This is a genomic window from Mesorhizobium sp. M7D.F.Ca.US.004.03.1.1, assembly GCF_003998635.1.
GTDB lineage: Bacteria > Pseudomonadota > Alphaproteobacteria > Rhizobiales > Rhizobiaceae > Mesorhizobium > Mesorhizobium loti.
Genome location: NZ_RZQG01000504.1, coordinates 1 through 4,451, shown reverse-complemented (window position 1 = coordinate 4,451; position 4,451 = coordinate 1). Strand labels below are relative to the sequence as shown.

Genomic DNA, 4,451 nt, shown 5'->3' with positions numbered 1-4,451 from the left:
AGGCAAGACGATGACCGCATCGGCATTGGCCGGGGAGCTTCATCTGCCCCTTTTCATGATCGTCCTCGATGGTTTGATCACCAAGTTCATGGGAGAGACTGCCGGAAAGCTGCGGCTTGTTTTTGATGCAATGCAGGCGACGCGGGGCGTCTACTTCTTTGACGAATTCGATGCCATCGGCGCGCGTCGAGGCGAACGCCAGGATGTTGGCGAGATTCGGCGCGTGCTGAATTCGTTTCTGCAGTTTCTCGAGCAAGACGACAGCCACAGCCTGATTATTGCGGCAACAAATCATCCCGAGCTGCTCGACAGAGCTTTGTTCCGCCGTTTCGACGATGTCATCGAATACGCCGTGCCCGATCGGCCGATTATCGAGGCGCTGCTTCGGGCTCGACTCGACCGCTTCGACACCAGAGGGCTTGCCTGGAACGAGGCGATCTCTCAGGCAGAGAGACTGTCGCAGGCCGAGATCACCCGCGCGGCCGACGACGCTGCAAAAACCATCATATTGCGGGGGGGGAAGCGGATCACCTCGGAAGCGCTCATCGACGCTCTGAAGGAACGCCGGCAGGCTTCGCTGTCTGAGTAGCGACAGCACAGATCATAATGGCAGACGATTTTCCGCGCGACCGCGCCCATATCCACCTTCGCAACAACGGCATTCGGGAAGCCTATCGGCGGCCCAACCAACTTATACATGCACCGCCGCTGCCGGCGCGTGATCGGGCGTCGCATGCTGCGGCCTTGACGCAATCCATCGAACAAGCGGTCGAAAGTGCACGCCAGCAGATTGCGGCGCGTGACCCCCAGCTGTCGGTCGGCACGCCTGGCTTTTACCTCGAGATCGATCTGCCCATGTCCGGACGGGCGGCCCTCGACCAGTTGGCCGATCGTCGCCAGCACATGGAGCTGGTCGCCGTCCATGAGCCAACTCAACCCGGTGCTCCCATCACAGCGTCGGTGTTCCTGCCGCAAAGCGCGCAAGCCTATTATTTGCGGAAAGTCGAGGCGTATCGAGACGTTGACACTGACCGCGGCAGACCGCGCAACGAGCCGCTCGTCTCCCGCATGGAGACAGTCAGGCTGGCGACTGCACGATCGTTGTTTACCGACCACGACGACCTCTTCCCCCAGGCCGCTGACGAGCAGGTGTGGTGGGAAGTCTGGCTGCGCGACGGTCGCCGCGAGAACTTCGAGCACATTGCCGAAGCCCTGAACATCACTTTGCGCACGCATGCGGTCAGGTTTCCGGAGCGGGTGGTCATGCTGGCACTCGCCAGCACGGCAATGCTCGACCGCATGATTGCGCACAGCGATGTCGTCGCCGAGCTGCGGCGCGCGAAGGATACGCCGTCCTTCTTCATGGGCCTTGGCGGCGCGGAGCAAAGGGACTGGAGCGACGAGCTTCTCGGGCGCGTCAGACCGCCTCAATCCGATATTGCGGTCTGCATTCTCGACAGCGGCGTACGTCGCACCCACCCGTTGATCGAACCCGCACTTGCCGTTGAAGACTGGCACACCGTCAAACCGGCATGGGGCAGCGACGACACACCTGCGTGGAGCGGCCACGGGACGCGAATGGCAGGTGTCGGCCTGTACGGTGATCTGGTCCCGCTCCTGGTCGGAGGCGATCCAGTTCCATTGCCCTTTCGGCTGGAGAGTGTCCGTATCCTTCCGCCAGAAGACGAGGCAAACGATCCAGAACTCTATGGCTCGATCACCGCGGAAGCGATCGCCCGCGCCGAGGTGCAGGCGCCGGAGCGCCGCCGCGCGATCGCAATGGCTGTGACAAGCGCCAGTCCGGCGCGTGGAAGGCCCACATCGTGGTCTGCCGCTATCGACCAACTCTGTTTCGAAGAGGAGCAGCGACGCTTGATCGTTCTCTCTGCCGGCAACATCGGCGATGACCTCATGCCGGCCGAGCATTTGACGCGCAACGATCTGGAAGCAGTCGATGATCCTTCTCAGGCCTGGAATGCGCTGACGGTCGGCGCTTTCACAGAAAAGGTCGATATCATTGACACCGACTTTGCGGGCTACGCTCCGATCGCGCCGGTCGGCGAGCTCTCGCCGCGCAGTCGCACTTCGGTCGTTTGGGACAGGCAGTGGCCGGTGAAGCCCGAGGTCGTCTTCGAAGGCGGCAATCTCGCCCATGACGGTGTGTTGCCTGGCGAGCCGATCGACGATCTGCAGATATTGACCACTTTCTATCGACCCGAACTGCGCCACTTCACCACCCTCGGAGATACGAGCGCGGCAACGGCCCATGCCGCACGGATGGCGGGACTAATTCTATCAGCGCGCCCCGAGCTGTGGCCTGAAACGGTTCGCGCCCTGATCGTCCACTCGGCCGAATGGACTCCGGCGATGCGCGCACGCATCGATGCGTGCAACGGAGCGAAGGGCGAGATCCAGGCGCTCGTGCGGCGCTATGGTTACGGCGTGCCAGATCTTGGGCGCGCGCTTCTGTCAACGGTGAACGACCTCACGCTTATCGTTGAAGATGAGCTTCAGCCTTTCCAGCGCGAGGGCGGCGCGGCTGCCAAAACGCGTGACATGAAGCTGCATCGCCTGCCTTGGCCGAAGGAGCAGCTCGCGGCGCTCGGCGCTGCCCAGGTCGAGCTCCGCGTCACGCTGTCCTATTTCATCGAACCCAACCCCGGTGAACGCGGATGGACCCGCCGGCATCGTTACGCGTCCCATGGTCTTCGGTTCAGAGTAAAGTCAGCGACCGAGACAGTCGACGAATTCCGAGCCCGCATCAATCAGGCCGCTCGGGACGAGGAGGAAGGGGCGCCTGCTGGAGGCGGAGAAGAGTGGCTGCTCGGCACCTTCCGCGATCGCGGCTCGTTGCACGCCGATTTCTGGTCGGGCAGCGCCGCCGATCTCGCCGAGCGTGATGCGATCGGCGTGTTCCCGGTCGGGGGCTGGTGGAAGGAGAAGCCTTACCTGGAACGCGTCGACGCTCTGGCTCGGTACGCCCTGATTGTGACGATGCGGGCGCCTGGGGTCGATGTTGACATCTTCACACCCGTCGAAGCAGCCCTGACTGTCGAGACGTCGGTCGAGACCTGATGCAGCACTGTCCAAATCGGCCAACAACGGAGGTTTGACCAGCCTCTGGTGCCATGGCGGCTGGTGCTGGATCATCACGTCGGCAACAGGGATCATGCGCGGAGGACGATAGGCCGGCAAAGGAGCGGGCCAAGCGTGTGATAATGGCGCCCATGGTCACGCCCACAAGCCGCGCCCCCTGCGTCTACGGAGAGGTGCGCGTCTGTTTAGGCGGCCGAGACATCGCTTACCTGATCAACGCGCTCGCCGTATTTGCGCCTGTAAGCGGCAATGAAATCGTCGTCGCTACAGATGCAGCGGCCGCTGGAGTCCTTGGCCTTCGGATCGTGCAAGTGAGAGCCAAGGGGGCGCAGAAGATTCACCCGAGTGCTCGTCGTCGGGCTCATGGGAAACCCCGCACTATGTTTGACCAAATCCGCGGCAAGCATAATCCCGGCAAGCACCGACTGAAAGGCCATCGGAACCACAGTTCGAACGCGGCGACTTCCTTCGCTAAGCTGGAACACCAGACCGCCGCAGATAGCCTGCTGATAAAAGGAGCGCAGGGGCTGGCCGACAAACGGGGCTAGCGGTTCAAACGGCACAGCCATCGCTGTAGCCACGCGAACTACAAAGTCGTTGGGAACTCCGGCATTGGTCTGCAGGAGCGTTTTCACCTGCTCGTGTGCTTCCGGTATTCCGAGTTCCTCGGCAATCAGCTGGTGCTCGTCCTTGGATTTTCCGGATGGCAGGTACATGCAACAAAGGCAAGCCTGGCCGTCATCGAAACCATGCCGGGAGATACCGAGATCGTGCTCCTGCGTCCAAGCGTTTGCGATCCATCGCGGCAGTGCACCTTGGACAGCCAGACGGTCGGCGGCGGTGTCAAGCGCCACACCCACTTGGTCGAAGACCCAATTGCCCCGGCGCGCAACATATTCTGCCCACGTCAGAGGGTGCGCCTCGACCTCAAGGGCAGTCGATCTAAGGGCGGTGGCTGCAAGAACCGCTTTGGACATACCAATCTCCGCCTGGCCAGCCAATGCGTAGCGCTGCAGGTTTGAGAGTTCGATCGCTTCGTGATCGATTACATGCAGACGACCTTTGAGATCGGGTTGTCTCGCTAGCGCCCAAAGCGAGCCATGGCCTATCGCACCGAGCCCAACGAGGTGGGTTTCGCCAAGGTCGACTGGGAAGTCGATCGGGCCAGGCTCTCCGGCTTTGGTCTTGTCGTAGCTGCATAGCGAGAGGTCGATGGTTTCGTCCAACTCGGCGCCGGTCAACTGGGCAGCGAAGATAGTTCGAAAGACGTTGGCGGCGCCGAAGCAACTGGCGGCGCCAGCTCCATAAGGCAGCAGACTTGGGCCAGAGCCCACCGGGTCCGTACGCGACAGCTT

At 62.0% G+C, this 4,451-nt stretch carries 3 protein-coding genes; 2 read left to right on the top strand and 1 reads right to left on the bottom strand.

Annotated features, from left to right (window positions below; translation table 11 throughout):
* Positions 1-589, top strand: a 589-nt coding sequence (locus EN935_RS23975) for an ATP-binding protein (RefSeq protein WP_164771300.1), incomplete at its 5' end; no start/stop codon positions are given.
* A 17-nt stretch (positions 590-606) separates the two neighbouring features.
* A complete protein-coding gene (locus tag EN935_RS23970; protein WP_063169237.1) occupies positions 607-3,075 on the top strand; it encodes a S8 family peptidase in 2,469 nt (822 codons plus the stop codon).
* A gap of 206 nt (positions 3,076-3,281) precedes the next feature.
* Here the strand turns inward: EN935_RS23970 and EN935_RS23965 are convergent.
* Positions 3,282-4,451: E2 ligase fold family C protein (locus EN935_RS23965; RefSeq protein ID WP_127373669.1), on the bottom strand; the 1,170-nt coding region annotated here is incomplete at its 5' end.